This is a genomic window from Patescibacteria group bacterium, from assembly GCA_041662665.1.
Taxonomy (GTDB): Bacteria; Patescibacteriota; JABMPQ01; order JABMPQ01; family JAQVVF01; genus JAQVVF01.
On record JBAZSC010000001.1, the window covers coordinates 231,697 to 252,203 of the forward strand.

The following is a 20,507-nucleotide window of genomic DNA, read 5'->3' on the forward strand; positions in this document are numbered from 1 at the left end:
AATTCTAAATTCAAATCATAATTCTTAATTCATGATTCATAATTCTCGTAAAAAAAGTGTAGTCAATATCCCAAATGCCTTATCTCTTTTTCGATCTATTGTAATTTTTGTTGTCTTTTTTGCCCTTTTTGCTGATATTAATTTTCTGCTTCTTCAGATTTTAGTTGTTTTAGCAATTGTTAGTGACAAAATTGATGGCAGCTGGGCAAGACATTTCAAAGAAACATCGAGATTTGGCATGCTCTTTGATTCATATGCTGATGCTGGATTTATTGCTATTTGTCTTATTTATGCAATCTTAAAATTAGATTTTCCAATTTACATTTTGTATTTTGGTTTGCCATTTGTTTTTATAATTTTACTTTTCTATTTAATATTTTCAATATTTGGCAAAAAAATTATTTCTTTTTGGGATTTTGGCAAAAGGTTAGAATCAAAATCTACAGCCGTTGTATTATTCACTCTAATTATTTTTTATTTTTTCGATCTTCCGCTTAAAGTATATGTTGCTTGGTTCATGTTCGTTTATATTTATCTTTATTTATTTTATTATTTATATATAGCTATAAAACATGCAAAGAAAAAGTGAAAAACCAAAAATAAAAGACATTATAAAAATTCCTAACATTTTAACAAGCATTAGAATAATAATTGCTTTGACAATTATTGCCTTATTTTTTACTAACAACCATATTTGGTTAGTAAAATGGCTTTTTGTAATCGGAATTTTAACCGACACATTAGATGGCAACATTGCTCGTCTTTTTAATCAAAAATCAAGATTAGGAGTCATGCTAGAACCAATAGCTGACACTTTATTAGTAGCAGGTACAGTTTTGTTTGTTACTTTCAGACTCGATCTTCCAAAGTTAATATTCTTAATTTATGTTGCAGTAGTCTTTGTTGGATTTCTTGGAATAGTTTTTGTCTATTTAATCAGAAGAGAATGGTTCGCTGACAAACTGGTAGTTTCTGAAATTGCAATTGTTTTTGTTTATGGAACAGGTATTTTTTATCTTTTTGGATTGCCATACAAAAATTATCTAGCGCTATTTACAATTGGCTTTGGGATTGCTGCTTTAATAGATCTAATCATAAAATTAAAAAGGTTTAAAGGCCGAGCGAAATTTAAATTAGAAAAACTTCAGAATAGCAAAGATTTCAAAATGCTGAAATAATACGAATATACGAATTTATGCAAATCAACGAATTTACGAATGAGCGAATTCGCGTATATTTGCATATTTGTAGATTTGCATAGATTCGTAGATTTGTATTATATTTTATGAATAAGTCACCAAGTAAAATAATTTTAATCGGCATTATCTTAATTCTTGCCGCAACTGTTGGGATTATTTTTTTTACAAAAGATAATAAAAAATCAGTAACTGGTGAAACAATAATTGATTTAACTTCGTCAAAAAAAGATTCCGCCTCCGCTCCAAAAGATTCAGCAGACAAAGCAGAAAATTCAAATTCGGAAATTAATTTAACTGCAGTTGGCGATATTATTATGTCTCGCCATGTTGGCGTAAAAATCAAAGAATCTGGTGACAATGCTTTGCCGTTTCGAAAAGTTAGCGATATCTTGTCAGCAGGCGATATCACATTTGGTGATCTAGAAGCTCCTTTTTTAAATCAAGGCGATTTAATTACTGAAGGTATGAGCTTTAAAGCTGAGCCAGAATTTATTGAAGGCATAAAATTAGCAGGTTTTGATGTTATGGCTATGGCAAATAATCATACTAAAAATCAAGGCCCAGAAGGTTTGCTTTTCACTTTCGATCTATTAAATCAAAATAATATTAAGTTTTGCGGAGCAGGAAAAAATTTCGCTGAAGCACATCAGCCAGCGATTTTAGAAAGCAAAGGCAAAAAATTTGCTTTTCTAGCTTATACTTATTCTGACGGTATTGACTTCCAAACTCATTTGAGCGAAAATGAACCAGACGTTGCTTTTTGGGATGCTAATCAAGCAAAAATAGATATCGACCAAGCTAAAACTCAGGCAGATAGCGTTATAGTCTATATGCACGCTGGACAAGAATATTCTCCAAAGCCAATTCAAGATCAAATCAATTTTGCACATAGTGCAATTGATAATGGCGCAGATCTAGTCTTAGGCTCTCATCCGCATTGGGTTGAGACAACAGAAAAATATAAAGATAAATACATAATTTATTCAATGGGTAATTTTGTTTTTGATCAAGATTGGTCGCAAGAAACAAAAGAAGGTGTTATAGTTAAATTAAAATATAAAGACAACAGATTTAATCAAGCCGAATTTATTCCAGTTATTATTGAAGATTTTAATCAGCCAAGGGTAGCTAATGATGCGGAAAAGTCGAAAATATTTAATCAAATGGAATTGAAAAGTTCTGTAATTAATTTCTAATGATCAAGATACAAGAAACAAACAAATCAAAATATTCAAATTACAATGACCAAACTCGTCGAGTTTGATTTTTGGTTATTTTAATTTGAAATTTGTTTGTATCTTGTTTCTTGGTTATTTGCAAATAAAAAAGCCATCACTTCGATGACTTATGAAAAGGTTCAAAAAAATCAGGATGTTCAAGTAAAAACCACAAAATTTCAGGATCTCCATAATCAATCATTCGTAAATTACCTTTAGTATCATAACAGAAATTATTTTGTTCCCAATGATGTGCAAGCTGAGCTGATCCAAGATTGAACGATTTACAATCAGGATCAAATGGATGAATTCTATATAAATCTAAATACATTGCTTTTGCCGCTTGAAAATCAAAATCAGCTTGATATCCTCTTTTTTGAATATTGACCAATCCTATTGAAAAATAAGTTGGCATCATATTCTTCCGTTTGTAACGAGCAGAATAAACAAATTCTAGCCAATTATGCTTAATAGCTAATGGCCAACGTTTTCTGATTGCATAGAAGATATCTCTGATACATCTATCCCAAAAACTAATTTTTCTAATGGGTGATCTGCAGTCATTAAGTCCAGCAAAATTAAACCAATTACGCCATATTTCATCAAAAATATAAGTTTTGGCAACCTTTATCGCAAATGGTCCTACTAAAAATACAATTCTGTTATTGCCTAAATGCATTTTTTGTCCTCCTGGTTTGTGAAAGTGCTAACTTCTAATCTTATTAAAAAATTATCTTAAAGTCAATTATCATGCAAAATATTTTTGAAATTAGAATTCATGCTCGAGCCCAACAAGGCGCAAATACAGTTGCGCATTTTTTCGCTGAAAGCGTTATTAATTATGGCAAATATGCTCAAGCCTTTCCATATTTTGGACCAGAAAGATCAGGCTCGCCATTAATGTCTTTTGTCAGGATTTCTGATGAGCCAATTAGAATTTATTCTCAAGTTTATAATCCAAATATTTCAGTTGTCATTGATCAAACTTTGCTAAATACTGAAAATGTTGCTAAAGATTTTACAGAAAAACAAATGGTTTTAGTTAATTCTCCTAAATCAAGCGAACAAATTAATCAAATTCTAAAAAGCAAAGCCAAAATTTATTCAGTTGATGCCAATAAAATTTCAGAAGAAATTTTTGGCAAAACAATTCCAAACACAGTTTTGCTCGGCGCTTTGATTAAAGTTTTAGAAATAGATAATCAAAAATTTATTACTCTTGATCATGTTGTAAAAACAATTAATCAAGAATTTCCAGCGAGATATGGACAATTGTTGACTGATCAAAACGTTAAAGCTGTAAAAACCGGATATGACTCAGTCATATAGTTTTAATTTATAATTTTAAATTTCTAATTTCTATTAAATTTTTAATGCTTTAATTTTTAAATCTATTTTTGATCGTCGATGTTTAGAAATTAATTCATTAGGAATTTAATAAAAATTAGAAATTAGAAATTGAAAATTAAATAAAATTTATGTCAGATTTACATATCGGTGCAAAAATTATTGAGCCAGGTTCATCAATTAGTAATAAAACTGGTTCTTGGAAATTACAGATTCCAATTGTTGATCGAAAAAAATGTCAAAATTGTTTGCAATGCGTCCAATATTGTCCAGAAAATTGCATTAAGGCAAAAGATGACAAACTAGATTATATTGATTTGAATTACTGCAAAGGTTGTGGAATCTGTGCGCATGAATGTCCAAACAAATCGATAATCATGAAGTAGGAGTTAAATTTCCGAATATCATAATATCCGAATATTTTTTTTAATCAAAGCACGATATTCGGATATTGAGATATTAAGATATTAAAAATCTAAACATGAATAATAAATTTAAAGCCATTACTGGTTCTCAATCAGCAGTTGAATCAATGCGCCAGATAAATCCTGACGTTGTTTCAATTTATCCAATTTGCCCGCAGACATTCATTATTGAATTTTTTTCGCAATTAGTTGCTGATGGCAAAGTTGATACTAAAGTTATTACTGCTGAATCAGAACATTCTGTTATGTCAGCTTGTGTTGGAGCATCTGCATCAGGTGCCAGAGTCATCACTTCGACAGCATCATTAGGTTTGGCCTTGATGTGGGAAGTATTAGGTGTTGCTTCAGGATTGCGCTTGCCAATTGTTATGCATCTTGTAATGCGTGCTTTGTCAGCTCCAATTAATATCCATAGCGATCATTCAGATGCTATGGGAGCAAGAGAACAAGGTTGGATTCAATTATTTTGCGGCAATAATCAAGAAGTTTATGATTTTTCAATCATTGCCCAAAGATTAGGAGAAAAATTATTTTTGCCAATAATGGTTTGCCAAGATGGTTTTACAACTTCGCATAGTGTTGAAAAAACATTTGTTTTAGAAGATAATGATGTTAAAAATTTTGTTGGCGAATTCAAACCAGATCGTCCGCTTTTGGATATTAAAAATCCAACAACTTACGGTCCATTGTCATTGCCAAACACTTTTACAGAAATAAAAAAACAGCAATTTGATGTCTACAATAATGTTGGCCAAGAATTTTTAAATATTAGTTCAGAATTATCAAAATTAACAAATCGAAATTATAATTTAATTGAAGAATATAAAACAGAAGATGCTGATACAATTATAATCATTTTAGCTTCAACAGCTTCAACTTCAAAAGTTGTTATTGATGAATTAAGAGCCAAAGGACAAAAAGTTGGTTTAATTAGACCAATATTATTCCGTCCGTTTCCATATCAAGAAATTTCCAAAGCTTTAGCTAATGCAAAAAAAGTCGCAGTTTTAGATCGATCAATTGCATTTGGCGCTATGCCTCCATTATATTCTGATGTTATGCTGTCTCTAAGTTCTTTAGAATCAAAACCACAAGTTGCATCATATATTTACGGTTTAGGCGGTCATGATACGGTTTTGGCTGATATTAGAAAGGTTTTTCAAGACTTAGAAAAAGGAGAATTTATAGGTAAGGCAAAATTTTTGCACTAAACATTGTTTAATTGCTCAATTGTTAAATTGCTAACAATTTAACAAATAAAAATTTTGGAATGCAAAATTTTTATCAATGTAACAATTTTGTAATAATGTTAAATACTAATAATCCGTTAATCATTGCACACAGAGGAGCTTCTTCGTATGCTTTTGAAAATACCTTAGATTCATTCAGGAAAGCATGTACTTTTGGCGCGGATATGATTGAACTAGATATCAGAGTTACAAAAGACAATGAATTAATTGTCTTTCATGATTCAGCAATTGATCGCATGACCGATGGTTCTGGTTTAGTCCAATATTTTACTCTTGCTGATTTAAAAAAAATTAAAATTCATGGAGAAGCAATTCCAACTTTGGAAGAGGTTATAAAAGTAACTTTAGGAAAAACAAATTATAACTTTGAAGTAAAAAATATTCCTTTAGCAAGCATCGATAAATTAATCGCGCTTTTGGATAAATATAATCTTCGCTATAAAGTAATAATTTCTTCATTTAATAGAAAAATTATTTTAAGAATAATAGAAATTGACCGCCAAATAAAAATTGCTTTATTGTGTTGGCAACTCAGAAAAAATAATCTCAAATTTATCCAGAAAAATGATCTGAATTATGTGCATCCATATTATGGATTTTTAACTAGAAAAAAAATCAAGCAAGTCCATAATTTAGGCATTAAAATTAATACCTGGACTGTCAATTGGTCACTAGATTTGAAATGGGTAATGGAATTAGGTGTTGATGGCGTGATTACGAATCGACCTGATTTAGCAAAAGCAGTCTTAGGCAAAATGAACAGACAAAAAACAACGCTCCATAGTTAAAAAGTTCCTAAAGTTATAAAGTTTATAAAGTAAATGAAAATTAAAAAATTTGAAGAAATTATTTCTTGGCAGAAAGCCGGAACTTTAAGTCTAAATATATATAAACTTTTTAAGCATTCAAGAGATTTCAGTTTTAGAGATCAGATTCAAAGAGCCTCGATATCAATGATGAATAATATTGCTGAAGGATTTGAAAGAAAAACTAATAAAGAATTTAAAAATTTTCTTTATATCGCTAAAGGCTCTTGCGCTGAAGTCAGATCAATGTTATATATTGCTTTCAAACTAGAATACATAAATCAAAAACAGTTTAATGAAAATTATAAATTATGTTTAGAAATATCAAAAACAATTTCAGGTCTAATCAAGACTTTATGAACTTTATAACTTTAAAAACTTTATAACTATATGATAACCCTTAAAGAATTAGTAAAAAAACCAAATTATTTAGAATCCGGTCACGGCACTTGTCGCGGTTGTACTGCTATTCCTCAAATCGTTAGAACAATTCTCAAAGCATCAGACAAGCCAGTCATCGTTGCTAATGCTACAGGTTGCATGGAAGTCACAACAACAATCTATCCGACAACTTCTTGGAAAGTTCCTTGGATTCATTCTACTTTTGAGGCAGTTGGCGCATTGGTCTCTGGTGTTGAAACTGCTCACAGAGCTTTAGCCAATAAAACAATTCAAGATGCAAATGGCAAAGAAATAAAAATTGAGGATTGCAATTTTGTCGCTTTTGCTGGAGACGGAGGTTCATATGATATCGGTTTGCAAGCTTTATCTGGTATGTTAGAAAGAGGCCATAATTGTCTTTTTGTTTGTTATGATAATGAAGCTTATATGAACACTGGAATTCAAAGATCTGGAGCTACTCCTTTTGGCGCTGAAACTTCAACAACACCAGACGGAAAAAAACATCATGGCAAAGAAGAAAAAAGAAAAAATTTAACAAAAATTGCTATTGCTCATGATATTCCATATGTTGCCCAATCATCTGTTTCTCATTGGCAAGATTTATACGAAAAAGCGCATAAAGCTTTCGAAATAAAAGGTCCAAAATTTATGAATGTCATTGCTCCTTGCACAGTTGGCTGGAAATTTAATGAAAATTTAGGCATTGAAATTTCTCGTCTTGCAGTTGAAACAAATTTTTGGCCTCTTTACGAAGTTGAAAATGGAAAATACAAAATTAATTACAAACCAGAAAAAAGAAAATCAATTGAAGAATTTTTAAAACCGCAAAAACGTTTCGCACACTTGTTCGAAGCAGGCAATCGTAATCTAATTGTTAAAATACAGAAAGATGTTGATCAGGAGTGGGAAAAGCTGGTAAAAAACACCAAAACACTCTAACACTCCAACACTTTTTTAAAAACACTAAAACATTAAATTTTTGTGTGTTCAAGTGTTCGAGTGTTTAAGTGTTCATCTCAACGTCATGACAAAATTCCAAGAAAAACTGAAATTAAAAATGGATGAGTATGTGCATTTCGTTTATCTTGTAACAAAAAAGTTTCCAAGAGATGAATTATATGGAGTTACATCACAAATTCGTCGAGCTAGCCTTTCTGTAATACTCAACTATCTCGAAGGCTATGCTAGAAGAAGACCGGCTGTTCAGTTGAATTTTTTTGAAACCTCATATGGTTCATTGAAAGAATCAAAATATTTGTTGCATTTTTCGATGAAAGAAAAATATTTATCAATAGAGGATTATAAGCATGCTATCAAATTAGCAGAAGAAATTGGTGCAATGCTTTGGTCTGAAATAAAATCATTAGACAATAAGACGCAAAAACACCCTAAAACTTTAACAAAGAAACACTCGAATACTAAAACACTCAAATAGGTCACTACATATGTATTTTTTTTCGAGTGTTTAAGTGTTCTAGTGTTTCAGTGTTTAATAACACATCCATGCAAAACAAAACAAAAAATTTAGAAAAGCAGAATAAGCAACATAATACTACGCTAATCATCAGCCTCAGTATTTTTGTTGGGCTTTTGATTTTCATTTTAATTATTTCAAGTGCTTCATTCTTATTTATAAAATATTTTAACAATCAAAAATCAAAATCATTTTCTAATGCCAAAAAATGGCAATTGGCTTTAGATGGCTTAGAAGAAGAACCAATAGTTACAGTTCCAACCGAAGATCAAGATGAAAGAAAGCAAAATACTGGAACGATCGGTCAAACTATTTCAAACGAAATTTTAGATTTGCAAATTAATTCAAATAAAAAAATAAATCTAAAATCTAGCCAGCCAGCAAAAGATAATGATTTTTATAAAATAGATTTTTCTCTAAAAAATAATACTGCTGATGATCAAAAAATATCAATTTTATATTTTAGCTCCGAAGATCCAGATGATGGCGAATTTTCTTTAGTCATTCCAAGTCAAAATGATAATCAGTCAGTATTTGAAGAAGAAATCTCGCTTTCTCCTGGCCAAAAGAAGAGTGGCAGTCTAATTTTCGAAGTCAATAAAAATGTCCCCAACATTGATTTTATTTATGATGATAATACAAATACAAAAATCTTAATAAAATTAGAAAAATAGAAAGTGTTTATAACTTATTGCTTTTACCTTGAATCTTGTACTTCAATATAAAAGAAAATTGTGTTATAATAAAATAGTCAAATTTAGATATAACAAAAACAACAATATGAAAAGAATAACTGCCTTTTTGGTAATTGTCGGCTTATTTTTTAGCATTTCAAATTGTTTTGCAACAAAAATAAATTATCAAGATTCTGGTCTAGGAATCTCAATTTTGCTTCCCTCAACTTGGACTCTCACTTCCAGCAAGGGAAGCCGTTTTTTTTATGGTAAGAACATAATTCTATTTAGCATTCAAAAAGCTGGTGTTTCAACTTCTGAGATAAATAGTTGGAAGAAAAATCATCTGGGATTAGCAAACAGTTTTGCAATTGAGTATGCAAAAGGTTTTTCTCAAGGTGTTACATCTATACATCCAACTAGAGTAAAGAACTATACAAAATTACCTTACAAAGCAGCAAAAGTTATCTACAAAGGACATTCAGGCAATACAAAAATTAAAACAGCCCAAATAATTATAATAAAAAATAAAAAACTTTATCTATTAACAGGTTTTGCAAAATTAAAGAAATTCGATGAATCAAATACAAAATATTTTGCACCGGTTTTTCAATCATTCAGATTGTTATAAAAATAAAAAAATAGCATGAACAATATTTCATTTCAATCCCAATATATTTTTAGTAAAAAAAGATTCTTTTATTTTTTGGCAATTATTGGAATGTTGATCTTTTCAGCCTACGCTTTCATTAATCTTTATCTAAAAGATTTTAGCACTGCAATCTTAGAATTCGTCTTTGTTGTGATGCTTTTAGCAGCAATAATCTTAATTAATTTTCCAAAATATTGGAATACTGCATTATTTTTAGGCTCTTTAACTATTACATTCATTTCAATTCATAATTACTCAACAGGCGGATTTGATTCTACAGGCTTGTACTGGGTTTATATGTTTCCACCAATTATCTTTATGGTTCAAGGTTATAAAAAAGGACTATATTGGTCAATCATCTTTTATGCAATTCTTTTAATTATCTTTTTCCTTCATCTTTCAAATGTTAGCTTGCCAAAATATTTTAGTTTCCCTTATTCAACATATACTTTGATAATTTTTTTAATTTCTTTAGCAATTATTCTTATCCTATTCTGCATTTATCAGCGTGAGCAAGAACGTTTCCAAAAATTATTAAATGTTCAAATAGAACAAAACAAAAAAGTAAGTGAAAACCTTAGAAAATCTCTTTTTGCGAGAGACGAAAGTTTTAAAAAAACTGAAGAAAAAACCAATGAACTAGAAACATTAAACAGTCTAATGATTGGCAGAGAGCTAAAAATAATAGAATTGAAAAACAAAATAAAAGAATTAGAAGAAAATAAATAAAATAAGTTTTATATTTTCTAGAAAAAAATATGAGCATAATACATAATGATACAATTTACCATCAAGCTTTTAACGCCAGTACTGATATTCTGGTTATCTTAGATTTAAAAGGAAATATCACTGATATAAATAATAGAATATTAAGTGTTGATGGCTATACAAAAGAAGAATTAATTGGAAAAAATATTGGATCTCTGGCAGGAATTTTTACTGTCAAAAGCGTTTCCATGATGCTTAAAAATTTTGCTTTAAGAATGTCTGGAGCTGAAGTTAAACCTTATCAAGTAGAAGCAATAACAAAAAAAGATAAACATATATTCTATGAAATTTGTGCATCATCTATTATTGATGAAAACAAAAAAAGAGTTGGTGAAATTGTATCCCTTCATGAAATCACTGATCTCATAAAAAAAGAAAAGGAAATTAATATTTCCAAAGAATACTACAAGACATTAATTGATACTGCACCTGATGGAGTGATTATCACTGATTCGAAAGGCAAAATTCAGGAAACTAACAAAAGGATTCTAGAGCAATTTGGTTATTTGAAAGAAGAATTAATTAATAATAATATTTGTTCTTTGATTTGTGAGTCAAACAGAAATACAAATATTTGTAATTATATTTTCGAAGATAAAATTACGAGTCGAATCAAAATCAAATTTAATAGAAAAGACAATACAACTTTTATCGGCCAAGTAAGCTCCTCAAAAATCAGCTATTTGCGCGACGTTATCATAATTACTATTCGCGATGTTACAAAAGAAGAAAATATGGAGGTTTCGCTTTATTCATTGAATCGCGCCTTAAAAGCTATTTCAAGTTGTAATCTGGCTTTATTAAAAGAAAAAGATGAACGGAAATTACTTAAAACCATCTGCAAAATAATTTGCGAACAAGCAGGCTATCGTCTCGCATGGGTAGGATATGCCGAAAATGATAAGGAAAAAACTATACGTCCAGTAGCTTGGGCAGGGTTTGAAAGCGAATATATTGAAAATGCTAAACTCAGCTGGTCGGAAAAAGCAGAACGTGGTCGCGGACCTGCTGGCATTGCTATCCGCAGTGGAGAAACTGTCTATGTCCAAGATTTTGAAATTGACAAGCTTATGACTCCATGGCGAAAAGCTGCATTACAACGCGGATATCGATCTGGTATTGCTATTCCATTAAAGAACGGAAAAGAAAAAGTATTTGGCGCTCTTTTAATATATTCAACGAAAGCATATGCTATTAATCCCGAAGAAATTAAATTAATGGAAGAGCTATCTCGTGATATGTCATTTGGCATAAGTGTCCTTCGTATTCGCGCAGAGCGCGAAAAGAATATCTTGTCCGTTATTGAAAGCCGAAAAAGATATTCAAAACTTTTCGAGAGTATTAAAAACGCTGTTGCAATTTATACTGTAAAAAATAATGGACAAGATGTAATAATCAAAAGTTTAAATCCAGCAGCTGAAAAAATTGAAAAAATTAAAAAAGAAGAAGCTATTGGCAAAGATGTAACAAATGTTTTTCCAGGCGTTGAAAAATTTGGCATACTTGAAGTTTTTAAAAGAGTATGGAAAACAGGTAAGCCCGAACATTTTCCATTAGGTCAGTATAAGGATAAGAGAATTATTGGTTGGCGAGATAATTATATCTACAAAATAAGTAATGATGAAATTGTTGCCGTCTATGAAGACAAAACAAAAGAAAAACAAGATGAAGAAAAATTGAAGAATCAATCCAAATTTCTTCAAGAATTAATAAATCAATCTCCGTTACCAACTTTTATTCTCGATTCTTTGGGAAAATATGTTATGGCAAATAAAGCAATGCTGCAACTTTATCAAATTCCTTCCAAAGCAACAATTTATAGGACAGATTTTTTCAAGAATCCTACTAATATCAAACAAGGCACAATAAAATATGTCAAAGAAGCATTGCAAGGAAAAATTGTCGAGACTCCGCCAATCGAATTTATTTCTGCTGATAAAGTAAAAACTATTACCAAAAGCAAAATTTTTCCAATTTTCAATACGGAAGGCAAGGTTACAAATATTGTAATTATTCAACAAGATGTTAGCAGTTTTGTAAAAAAAGAAGAAAAATTAGGAAAAATTAATGATCTTTTTGCGCAAATTTTAAGAACAGAAAAAATGCAACAGGTTTATGATCTAATTCAAAATTTTGCTGTAAGTTATTTGCAATCAGAATTCGGTTTTATTGGTATTAAGACAGAAGAAGATTGGATGCAAATCGTATCAATTAGTCGTCCAGGTTGGGAAAAATGCAATATGAAAGTCAAAGATATGATTTTCAAAGATTTAAAAAATACTTTTGGTGCAATTATTACGGAAGGCAAACCGATTCTATCAAACAATCCGCTTAAACATCCAAAAAGCAAAGGCAAATTACCACAAGGTCATCCGCCTATATCAAGCTTTTTAGGAGTGCCAATCAATATTGCAGGTAAAACAATTGGAAATATCTGTGTCGCCAACAAAAAAGGTGGTTACAAAGATTATGATTTGCAATTGCTTGAAAATTTAAGCTTCAATATCGGTGGCCTTTTGGAGTTATACAAAACTCGAGACAGTCTCGATACACGAAACAAAGAACTGGAAAGATTCAATAACCTTATGATAGGTAGAGAATTAAAAATGATTGAACTAAAAGAAAAAATAAAAAAAATGGAAAAAGAACAGCAAGGAAGAATAATCTGAGGGCAATAGCAATATTATAATTAATCTAAAAAAATGAATAAAGTGATGCTAGATCGAGAAGTAAAAATGGCGGAATTAAAGGAAGAAATAAAAGAATTAGAACAAGAAAATGAAAAAAAGTAACATTATCATAATTATCATCGTCGCAATTTTAGTAATCGCAATAGCAGTTGCCAGTTATTTTATTTTTCTAAAACCGAAAGAATCAAAAACAGCCAAAATAGCTTTTGATAACTTCGTTGGTCATGCTCAAATCTATGTCGCTTTGGAAAAAGGATACTTCAAAGAAAACGGTGTAAATGTTGAGCCAGTTTTAACAAAAAGTTATCAAGAGGCTCAAAATCTTTTTATTGATAACAAGGTTGATGGAGTTTTTGAAGTTTTTTCTGATACAGTTCTAAACAGCATTAAAAACTATATTCCTTCAGAAGTTGTCTTCGTTAATGACGCTTCGATTTCTGCAGATGTCATTATCGCAAAGCCTGATATAAATTCTCTTTCTGATTTAAAAGGCAAGACAATTGGCGTCGATGGCATAAATACTTTTTCTCACATTTTTGTGTTATCAGCATTAGAAAAAAATGGATTGCTCGAGAAAGATATTTTCCTGAAAAATATTTCTGCTCCAAACGTATTATCAGCTCTCGAAAGCGGAGAGGTTGATGCTGTTCATACCTGGGATCCTATAAAATCTCAAGCTGTAACAAAAGGATATAAAGTAATTGCTCAAGCCGGAGATACGCCAAATTTAATTACTGATGTGCTTTCTTTTAATGATCAATTTGTAAAAAATAATCCTAAGACAGTACAGGCAATTGTTAAAGCAATGCTACAAGCCGAAGAATATACATCACAAAACAAAGAAGAAGCAGCAAAGATCATGGCCAAAGCCGAAGGTACAACAGAACAGGAAATGTTTCAAGGACTTTCTGGTCTCAATCAATTTAATAAACAAGAAAACATACGACTAATGACTGACAATAATCAAGCTGATTCGCTTTTTACAATTGGTAGAGAAATAATCAACTTTTATCAAAATCGCGGAGAAACAGGTCATGTTCCTGATCTCACTCAGATTATTAATCCAAGTTTTTTAAAATAATCAAAAATGAAAATTAGATCAAAAATTATTTTAGCTGTCGGTATTGTAACAGTTTCAATTGTATTAACATACTCAATTTTTTCGATTTTGATAACTAATTCAAGAGTAAGTCGAGAAGTAAAAAGACAGTTGACTGAAATTGCTGTGGAAAAAATTGATACCTTAGATCGTTTTATGTCAGAAAGGCTATCGGATATTAATATTATTGTTAACGATCCAATGATGAGGTCAGAGTTGACTTCTTTAGAAGAAAGAATGTTTTACCTGCGCGATTATGAAAAGTACAGCAAGCGTTACGTGTCTATGTCGATTTATGATAATTCCGGTATTAAAATTGGTGATACCAGAAGTGTTGGAATCGGTGACAATGAATCGCAAAAAGATTTCGTAAAAAAAGCACTCAATGGGGAGGTTTATTTTGATCCATATCCAATTTATTCTGAATACATAAATACCTACACATTCCATTTCTCTGGACCGTTAGTTGATTCATCCGGAAATATTTTTGGTGCTGTTGTCACTCGTTTTCCTACAACTAAAATCAATGATTTGCTTGCTGTAAACAGCCAGAATCCAGAAACAAATTTTTCCGCAGATTTAATTACTAAAGATGGAATTATAATTTATTCTAATTACAAACGTGAATCAATCAATAAGCAATTTAGCGATAATTTAAAAGCATTAGATCAATTAAAAAATGATTCAAGCCTCGAAATAGCTACATCAACTGAAAAAAAGTATGAAGATAAAAATCAAATTTTTGTAGCAGTCAAAGAAAAAGGTTTTTTAGATTATCCTGGTCAAGGTTGGATATTGCTATTGCATTGGGACACTTCTGAATTATTGGGCTCTTTATTGAGGAGCATTATTTTAGAGTATGCTTCAATTTCACTTTTTTTCATAATTATTTTATATCCTATCGTCAGATTTTATGCTAACAGCTTTTCAAAACCTATCCTTGAACTAAATGAAGCAACTAAATATGTTCAAAAAAGAGATTTTGACCATCCAGTAAATATTAAAACAAAAGACGAAATCGGAATTTTTGGTCAAACTTTTAATTCAATGTTAAGGCAATTAAAGCCATTATATTCAGAAATGGAAAACATGATCAAATCAAAAACAAAAGAATTATCTGGAAAAGTAGCGCTAATTGAAGAGAAGAATACAGATTTAGTAAATACTAAAAAAGCTACGCTTAATCTTCTAGAGGATATTCAAAATGAGAAAAACAGCAGCGAGGCAGAAAAAAATAAGATCGAAATTATCTTGAAAAGCATTGGCGATGGAGTATTTGTCATTGATGAGCAAGAAAAAATAATACTTTTTAATAAAACAGCCGAAGAAATTTCTGGCTTTACTGAACAAGAAGCTTTGGGCAAGCCATACAAAGAAATTTTAAAATTTATCAACGAAAAGAATGGTCATATTAATGATGATTTTGTTAAGAACGCATTAAAAAGTGGCTATCTTCAATCTATGTCAAATCACACTATTCTTTATAAAAAGAAAGGCAAAAAAATTCCCGTTGCTGATAGTTCTGCTCCATTAAAATCAAAAGAAGGAAAAATTATTGGTTGCGTTGTTGTATTCAGAGATGTTACAAGAGAAAGAGAAATAGATAGAATGAAATCAGAATTTGTTTCTGTTGCTTCTCATCAGCTTAGGACGCCATTGACTTCAATCAAGTGGCTGTTAGAAATGATGCTTGAAGGCGATGTCGGCAAAATAACTAAAAAGCAAGAAAAACATCTCAAAGATGTTTTCGCTTCTAACGAAAGAATGATCACCTTAGTCAATGATTTATTGAATGTTTCACGTATTGAAGCTGGTAAAATAAAAATTGAACCTAAAGAAGTCCAAATTGAAGATGTTTTGTCTCAAATCGTTGAATCATTAAAACCGATGTCACAAAAAAAGAATATAACAATGCTCTGCCATCATCCAGAACCAAAATTACCGAAACTTTTTATTGATCCTACAAGAATTGGTGAGGCATTCAAAAATTTAATTAGTAATGCCATAAAATATACTAATGATGGCGGGAAAATAGAATTATCATGCAAAAAAATGGATCATATGGTAGAATTTGCTATTAAAGATAATGGAGTTGGAATTCCAAAAGATCAGCAAAAAAGAGTCTTTGAAAAATTCTTTAGAGCTGATAATATAATAAGGATGCAGACTGAAGGTACTGGTTTGGGTTTGTATATCACGAAATCAATTATTGAATCATCAGGTGGAAAAATTAGATTTGAATCGCAAGAAGGAAAGGGAACTACTTTTTATTTTACATTGCCAATCAAAAAAACTTAAAATTTCAAACTAAAAAGTAAAACAACAATTTAAAACCCAAATAACTTTCGTTGATTATTTTTAATTTTAAATACATGGAAAAAAGCAAAATTTTAATTGTGGAGGACGATCAATTTTTAGTAAAAATTTATCAAACAAAATTAGAAAGTGAAGGATTTGATATTGAACTAGCATTAGATGGAGAAGAAGGAATTAAAAAAGCAGCAAAATTTATGCCTGAATTAATTCTTCTTGATTTAATTTTGCCGAAAATGAATGGCTTCGAAGTTTTGAAAAAATTAAAATCAGAAGAAAAAACTAAGAATATTCCAGTTATAATTTTATCCAATCTCGGCCAAGAGAGCGATGTCAAGCAAGGCAAAGAATTAGGAGCAGCTGATTATCTTGTTAAGTCAGATCATTCAATAAATGAGATAATTGATAAAATTAAAAAAGAACTCGAAAAGAAATAATTATTTTTTATGCAACCAGAAAAATTAAAAGAACTGCTTGTAGATAGTAAACTTATTAAGGAGGATGATTTCAATAACGCTTTAAAAGAAGCGCAACAAAGCAACCAATCTCTTGAAAATATGCTTGTTGAAAAAAATTTAATTTCCGATGAAAATCTTGGCCAGCTTATTGCAAATGACCTAGGTTTTAAATTTGTTAATTTAAAACGTGAAGGTATAGACCAAAATATTTTTTCTATAATTCCTCAAATTGTTGCCAAAAATCAGAATGCAATTGCATTTGGAAAAGATAACAATGGTATTAAGATTGCCATGAATGATCCAAAGAATTTAGATTTTATTAGCCTGATGGAGAAAAAAACTGGTGAAAAAGTAATACCTTATTATGCATCCAAAAGAGATATTTCAATGGCTTTAGATCTATACAATAAAGGTTTGGAACAGAAATATGAAGAATTAATAAAAAAAGATATTGCTCAAATAAAAAAACCAGAAGCTGAAGAAGTGCCAATTGTAAAATTAATTGATACCTTGATTGAATATGCTTATCAAAATCGGGCTTCAGATATTCACATTGAGCCTTTGAAAGAAAGTATCATTGTTAGATTTAGAATTGATGGAGTCTTGCATAAAGTTTTAGAATTGCCTAAAAATCTTTTAGAAGCTTTGATTTCTCGTCTAAAAATATTGGCTAAGCTTCGAACTGATGATCATTTTTCTGCACAAGACGGAAAAATCGTTCAAAAGATTAATGGCAATGATATTGATATTAGAATTTCTATTATTCCAATCACTAATGGTGAAAACGCTGTTTTGAGAATTCTATCAGAACGCGCTCGACAATACACATTAGAAAATTTAGGTTTGCAGGGAAATGATTTAGATAAAATCCAAAATGCCATCAAAAAACCTTGGGGCATGATTCTGGCAACTGGTCCAACAGGTTGTGGAAAAACGACAACTCTTTATTCAATCTTAAAAATTTTGAATACCACAAAAGTCAATATCGCCACAATTGAAGATCCAGTTGAATATGATATTGAAGGCGTTAATCAAATTCAAGTAAATCCGCGTACTAATCTGACTTTTGCCAAAGGTCTCAAATCAATAGTCCGCCAAGATCCAGATATTATTATGGTTGGAGAAATTAGAGATGAAGAGACAGCCGGTATTGCTATCAATTCTGCCATGACTGGCCATTTAGTTTTATCAACTTTGCATACTAATGATGCAGCTACAACCTTGCCTAGATTGATTGATATGAAAGTTGAGCCTTTCTTAGTTTCTTCAACAATCAACATCATAATTGCTCAACGTTTAGTTCGCAAAATTTGTGAAAAATGTCGTGCAAGTGAAATAATTCCTCAAGAAAAAATTGATATTCTTAAAAAACAGTTAGATCCAAGAATTCAGCAACTTATTGACAAATACGTTGTTGATCATGAATTAACAGTTTACAAAAGCAAAGGTTGCACTGCTTGTCAAAATACTGGCTATTCTGGTCGTATTGGAATTTTCGAAGTTATGGAAATCAAAGAAAATATCAAAGAGCTAATCATGAAAAAAGCCAATGCTCAAGAAATCGAAGATCAAGCAATCAAAAATGGCATGACTACAATGGTTGAAGATGGTTTAAAAAAAGTTTCCTCTGGAGTTACTACGCTAGATGAAGTCTTGAGAGTTACAAAAGAATAAAAAGTCGCTTTGACTTTTTTACTAAATATAGATATGTTAAAAAAAATTTTAATTGCCGAAGATGAATCAACAATGCAAAATGTTTTAAAAAGCAAAGTTGAAGAATTAGGGTACGAAGTTATCCAAGCATATGACGGAGAAGAAACTTTGGAAAAAGTAAAAACAGAAAAGCCAGATTTAATATTGTTAGATATTATCATGCCAAAAAAATCAGGTTTTGATGTTTTAAAAGAATTAAAAATAAAACAAAGATCAGAAATTCCAGTCATTATTTTAACTAATCTCGGACAAGAAAGCGATATTAAAACTGGCAAAGAATTAGGTGCGCTTGACTACATTTTGAAAGCTAATGTTTCTTTGCAAGATTTAATGTCAAAAATTAGCAATTATTTAGAAAAAAACAAAAATGGCAAGAAAATTTAACATTTCAATCGGCAGAATAACAATAACTGATAAAGCTCTGTTTACAAAGCATATGGCAGTCATGCTTAAAGCTGGGCTTACAATTAACGATGCTTTAGACGTTGCTTTTGAAGAATCAACTGGTCGATTCTCAAATATTTTAAGAGACGTAAAAGAAAAAGTTTTGGCAGGCTCAACTCTGGCTGATGCATTATCAAAGTATGAAAAAGTCTTCTCAAATCTTTACGTTAATATAATTAGAGTTGGCGAAAAAAGCGGTACTTTGGTTGAAAGTTTAGAGCAATTAGCAATTCAGCTAGAAAAAGAAAATGAGCTTCGCAGCAAAATTTCTCAAGCCATGCTCTATCCAATTATTGTTTTAGCTGCTGTAATTTTAGTTGGTGGCGGTATTTCAATTTTTGTTTTGCCAAAATTAACGAGCCTTTTTCAAGTTTTTCAAGGTCAATTGCCATTGTCTACCCAAATCTTACTTTATATTGTGAATATCTTAGTAAAATACGGCATTTATATTTTTCCTGGATTAATAGTTTTAACATTTTTTTTAATCTGGCTTACTCGCACAAAATTAATTAAGCCAATTTGGCATGCTATTTTATTAAAAATGCCTATTGTCAGCCCAATTGTAAAAAATTTAAGCCTCGCTCAATTCAATCGAAATTTTGGCACATTATTAAAAAGCGGTTTGCCAGCAACAGAAAGTTTGGAGATTGTCGCTGACAGTATGCAAAATGAAGTTTATAGAAGAAAAATAAAATACATTTCCAAAGAAATACAAAGCGGCAAAAATATTTCTGATGTCATTTCCAAAATGGACAAAATATTTCCTAAGGTCACTTCAAAAATGATTAATGTCGGCGAAAAATCTGGAACTTTAGATACAGTCTTAATTTTTCTTGCCAAATTTTATGAATCCGAAGTCGACAAAGCCTCAAAAAATTTGTCAGTAACTTTAGAGCCAGTATTGTTAGTCATAATTGGTTTTGTTGTCGGTTTTGTTGTTATGGCAATCATCACTCCAATTTACTCGTTAACAAGTACAATCGGCAGTCAAACTCCGTAACTACGGATAATTCGGATTACATGCGGATATTAACGGATTTATTTTCGTTCCGCGTGCAATCCGTATAATTCGCACGTATTTAAAAAAATATGAGAGGATTTACATTGATTGAATTAATTTTGGTCATTGCTATTTCCGCGACATTAGCAGCCTTGGCAGTTCCAACTATTGGTCAGTTTTCAAATCGTACCCAAATCGATGCTACTGAAACAGAAATTATCAGTGCTTTAAGACTTGCTCAAGCAAAAGCAATGGCAGTTGAACAAGACTCCAAATTTGGAGTTTATTTTGATAATGTTAATCAAAAATTTTATATTTTTAGAGGACTAAATTTTGGCGATAATCCATCAGAAAATATTGAATATAATTATCCAAATGTAATCAATGTTGCTCAAAGTTTTACAGGCAACCAAGCTGATTTTGAAAAACTTTTCGGCACAACCACTGACACAGGAAATATCGTTATTACAAATAATATTGGGCAAACCAGAACCATTAATGTTAGTTCTGTTGGCAAAATTGAATACGCGGAATAAACGGATTACACGCGGACACTTTTATTTTTTATTAAATTTA

The 20,507-nt window shown here is 30.6% G+C and carries 22 protein-coding genes; 21 read left to right on the forward strand and 1 reads right to left on the reverse strand.

Features of this window, described 5'->3' with window-relative positions:
* Positions 1-31 precede the first annotated feature (31 nt).
* The 3 genes from WC663_01225 to WC663_01235 all read left to right on the forward strand — a co-directional run bounded on the left by WC663_01225 (position 32) and on the right by WC663_01235 (position 2,395).
* Positions 32-589 carry a CDP-alcohol phosphatidyltransferase family protein gene (locus WC663_01225; protein ID MFA6295953.1) on the forward strand — a complete coding sequence of 186 codons (558 nt, stop codon included), beginning with the start codon at positions 32-34 and terminating at the stop codon, positions 587-589.
* The gene (locus tag WC663_01230; protein ID MFA6295954.1) at positions 573-1,178 is read left to right on the forward strand and encodes a CDP-alcohol phosphatidyltransferase family protein; all 606 of its coding nucleotides are present in this window, start codon (positions 573-575) and stop codon (positions 1,176-1,178) included. The genes WC663_01225 and WC663_01230 overlap by 17 nt, the downstream gene beginning before the upstream one ends.
* 107 nt (positions 1,179-1,285) lie before the next feature.
* Positions 1,286-2,395 carry a CapA family protein gene (locus tag WC663_01235; GenBank protein ID MFA6295955.1) on the forward strand — a complete coding sequence of 370 codons (1,110 nt, stop codon included), beginning with the start codon at positions 1,286-1,288 and terminating at the stop codon, positions 2,393-2,395.
* 136 nt (positions 2,396-2,531) lie between these two features.
* Here WC663_01235 and WC663_01240 read toward each other — a convergent pair whose 3' ends face one another.
* Positions 2,532-3,095, reverse strand: coding sequence for a hypothetical protein (locus WC663_01240; GenBank protein MFA6295956.1), 564 nt, complete (start codon positions 3,093-3,095; stop codon positions 2,532-2,534).
* Between the two features lie 71 nt (positions 3,096-3,166).
* Here WC663_01240 and WC663_01245 point away from each other — a divergent pair, with 71 nt between their 5' ends.
* The 18 genes from WC663_01245 (at position 3,167) to WC663_01330 (ending at position 20,467) form a co-directional block, all read left to right on the forward strand.
* Entirely contained in the window at positions 3,167-3,745 is a 579-nt protein-coding gene (locus WC663_01245; GenBank protein MFA6295957.1) for a 2-oxoacid:acceptor oxidoreductase family protein, read from the forward strand.
* 149 nt (positions 3,746-3,894) lie between these two features.
* Positions 3,895-4,149: a 4Fe-4S binding protein gene (locus tag WC663_01250; GenBank protein ID MFA6295958.1), complete on the forward strand. Its 255-nt coding sequence runs from the start codon at positions 3,895-3,897 to the stop codon at positions 4,147-4,149.
* A 95-nt stretch (positions 4,150-4,244) separates the two neighbouring features.
* Positions 4,245-5,399, forward strand: coding sequence for a pyruvate ferredoxin oxidoreductase (gene porA, locus WC663_01255; GenBank protein MFA6295959.1), 1,155 nt, complete (start codon positions 4,245-4,247; stop codon positions 5,397-5,399).
* A gap of 59 nt (positions 5,400-5,458) precedes the next feature.
* Positions 5,459-6,226 (forward strand): glycerophosphodiester phosphodiesterase family protein, encoded by a 768-nt coding sequence (locus WC663_01260; protein MFA6295960.1) that lies wholly within the window; start codon positions 5,459-5,461, stop codon positions 6,224-6,226.
* 33 nt (positions 6,227-6,259) lie between these two features.
* The gene (locus tag WC663_01265) at positions 6,260-6,604 is read left to right on the forward strand and encodes a four helix bundle protein (GenBank protein ID MFA6295961.1); all 345 of its coding nucleotides are present in this window, start codon (positions 6,260-6,262) and stop codon (positions 6,602-6,604) included.
* A gap of 30 nt (positions 6,605-6,634) precedes the next feature.
* The gene (locus WC663_01270; protein MFA6295962.1) at positions 6,635-7,585 is read left to right on the forward strand and encodes a thiamine pyrophosphate-dependent enzyme; all 951 of its coding nucleotides are present in this window, start codon (positions 6,635-6,637) and stop codon (positions 7,583-7,585) included.
* Positions 7,586-7,670: 85 nt separating this feature from the next.
* Positions 7,671-8,081 (forward strand): four helix bundle protein, encoded by a 411-nt coding sequence (locus WC663_01275; GenBank protein MFA6295963.1) that lies wholly within the window; start codon positions 7,671-7,673, stop codon positions 8,079-8,081.
* Between the two features lie 68 nt (positions 8,082-8,149).
* Positions 8,150-8,794, forward strand: a complete 645-nt coding sequence (locus tag WC663_01280; protein ID MFA6295964.1) for a DUF4352 domain-containing protein — start codon at positions 8,150-8,152, stop codon at positions 8,792-8,794.
* Between the two features lie 106 nt (positions 8,795-8,900).
* Positions 8,901-9,425, forward strand: coding sequence for a hypothetical protein (locus tag WC663_01285; GenBank protein ID MFA6295965.1), 525 nt, complete (start codon positions 8,901-8,903; stop codon positions 9,423-9,425).
* Positions 9,426-9,440: 15 nt separating this feature from the next.
* Positions 9,441-10,175 (forward strand): hypothetical protein, encoded by a 735-nt coding sequence (locus WC663_01290; protein MFA6295966.1) that lies wholly within the window; start codon positions 9,441-9,443, stop codon positions 10,173-10,175.
* A 29-nt stretch (positions 10,176-10,204) separates the two neighbouring features.
* Positions 10,205-12,883, forward strand: a complete 2,679-nt coding sequence (locus WC663_01295; protein MFA6295967.1) for a PAS domain S-box protein — start codon at positions 10,205-10,207, stop codon at positions 12,881-12,883.
* Between the two features lie 109 nt (positions 12,884-12,992).
* Complete coding sequence (locus tag WC663_01300; protein ID MFA6295968.1) at positions 12,993-13,985, forward strand: ABC transporter substrate-binding protein; 993 nt, start codon at positions 12,993-12,995, stop codon at positions 13,983-13,985.
* A gap of 6 nt (positions 13,986-13,991) precedes the next feature.
* Positions 13,992-16,301: an ATP-binding protein gene (locus WC663_01305; GenBank protein ID MFA6295969.1), complete on the forward strand. Its 2,310-nt coding sequence runs from the start codon at positions 13,992-13,994 to the stop codon at positions 16,299-16,301.
* A gap of 74 nt (positions 16,302-16,375) precedes the next feature.
* A complete protein-coding gene (locus WC663_01310) occupies positions 16,376-16,753 on the forward strand; it encodes a response regulator (GenBank protein MFA6295970.1) in 378 nt (125 codons plus the stop codon).
* A 9-nt stretch (positions 16,754-16,762) separates the two neighbouring features.
* On the forward strand, positions 16,763-18,448 hold the full coding sequence (locus tag WC663_01315; GenBank protein MFA6295971.1) for a GspE/PulE family protein: 1,686 nt from the start codon (positions 16,763-16,765) through the stop codon (positions 18,446-18,448).
* Positions 18,449-18,481: 33 nt separating this feature from the next.
* Entirely contained in the window at positions 18,482-18,871 is a 390-nt protein-coding gene (locus WC663_01320; GenBank protein MFA6295972.1) for a response regulator, read from the forward strand.
* Positions 18,855-19,931 (forward strand): type II secretion system F family protein, encoded by a 1,077-nt coding sequence (locus WC663_01325; protein MFA6295973.1) that lies wholly within the window; start codon positions 18,855-18,857, stop codon positions 19,929-19,931. The genes WC663_01320 and WC663_01325 overlap by 17 nt, the downstream gene beginning before the upstream one ends.
* Positions 19,932-20,020: 89 nt before the next feature.
* Positions 20,021-20,467 (forward strand): prepilin-type N-terminal cleavage/methylation domain-containing protein, encoded by a 447-nt coding sequence (locus WC663_01330; GenBank protein MFA6295974.1) that lies wholly within the window; start codon positions 20,021-20,023, stop codon positions 20,465-20,467.
* The last annotated feature ends 40 nt before the right edge of the window (positions 20,468-20,507 follow it).